This is a genomic window from Bacillota bacterium (assembly GCA_024655925.1).
Lineage (GTDB): Bacteria > Bacillota > DTU025 > DTU025 > JANLFS01 > JANLFS01.
Window position 1 is genome coordinate 1 of the sequence record JANLFS010000224.1, and the last position, 1596, is coordinate 1596.

The window sequence follows — 1596 nt, forward strand, 5'->3', positions numbered from 1 at the left end:
CGCGGTATTCATAGATGTTCCCCAGGAAGATCACGCGTTTGACCACCCCTCTCAGGCCGCGGTCTTCCCCGCTTGCCGGAGCCGGTATCGACGCGTCCGACGGCCTCGCCAGAGCGACATTCATTGGCCGGCAGGCCGCGTAGAACTTGTTCGTGTCAAGGTTGGCCGGAATCGGGTAAGGAAAGGGGATGGTTTCGGTCTCATCTCTCACGTACATCTGGCCTTCGGCCAGCTCCACCGGGATGAAATTGGAGACGCCGAGGAATCGGTAGACGAAGCTATCGACCGGGTTCTTGAATAGACTCTCCGGCTCGCCCAATTGCCTTATGGCCCCTGCTCTATCCATCACCGCAATCCGGTCGGAAATCACCAGGGCTATGTCCTGATTGTGGGTGACGTAGATGATAGTGATTCCAGTGTCTCGCTGAAGCTGCTTGATCTCGAACCGCATCTCCTCCCTGAGATTGGCGTCCAGATTGCAGAGAGGCTCGTCCAGGAGGACCACATCCTGGGTGGCCACAAGAGCTCTCGCGAGGGCCACCCGCTGCTGTTGTCCTCCTGAGAGCTGGTATGGCAGGCGCTTGGCGTACTGAGCCATGCGCACCTGTTCCAGCGCGCCATCCACCCGGTTGCGCATTTCTGCTCTGGGGAATCTCCGCTTCTTGAGCGGGTAGGAGACGTTCTCTTCGACAGTCATGTGAGGCCAGACTGCGTAGTCCTGAAACACGACTCCAACGTTTCGTTTCTCAGGCGGCAGGAACACCCTCCTGTTCTTGCTAGCAACCACTGTGCCGCCTATGGAAACCTCGCCAGCGTCCGGCTTCGCAAGTCCGGCGATCGCCCGCAGCACCGTGGTCTTGCCGCAAGGGGAAGGCCCCAGAAGAGTGAGGCACTCCCCATCCCTGACGTGCAGGGAGAAGTGGTCAATCGCGGTCTTGCTCCCATACCGGACAGTGATATCATCCAACTTCACTTCGGCCATGGGCAAGCTCCTTCCCTAAATCTCGCTCTAGCCCCACGCCCATCAGAGAGGGCCCCAAAGCTCCTCCCTGATGGGCAGATGACGAGCTGGCCGCGTGGCGGAACAATGAGCGGACGGCGGTTGTGGTTCCGCCCCTACTTCTTCATCAACTGACCGAACCTGTCCAGCATGTCGTCTTTTTCCGCGACGAGCCTCGCGTCGTCCACAGGCAGGGCCGTCGCAAGGAGTCGCTCAACGGACACATCCTCGAGCTTGATCTCAGGCCGGATGGGAATCGTGTTGGCCTTGACGAGAACGTTCTGCCCTTCCAGTGACAAGATGTAGTCGTAGAGAATCTTGGCGGCTTCGAGGTTCTTGGTTCCCTTGATGATCGCAATCGGGCTGGCAACAACCGACGCGCCGCTGGCAGGATAGACGAACCCCACCGGGGAGCCGGCTCTTTCGGCGTCCTTGGCGATGTAGTCAACGGCGATGCTCACGTCCCACTCGCCCGATCCGACCTTGGTCACTGAGTCGCTCGAGCCTTGCACGAGCTTGATGCCGTTGGCCTTGAGCGCCTTGAGGAAGTCCCAGCCGTACTTCGGGTTCTGCACGAATGCCGCCACGGTGTAGAG

General features: G+C 59.7%; 2 protein-coding genes. Both read right to left on the reverse strand.

Translation table 11 applies throughout. The features are described from left to right. The coding region (locus tag NUW23_16325) for an ABC transporter ATP-binding protein (GenBank protein MCR4427713.1) at positions 1-982 on the reverse strand (982 nt) is incomplete at its 3' end. A 134-nt stretch (positions 983-1116) separates the two neighbouring features. Next, positions 1117-1596 (reverse strand): extracellular solute-binding protein (locus NUW23_16330; protein ID MCR4427714.1); only part of this gene is annotated, 480 nt, incomplete at its 5' end.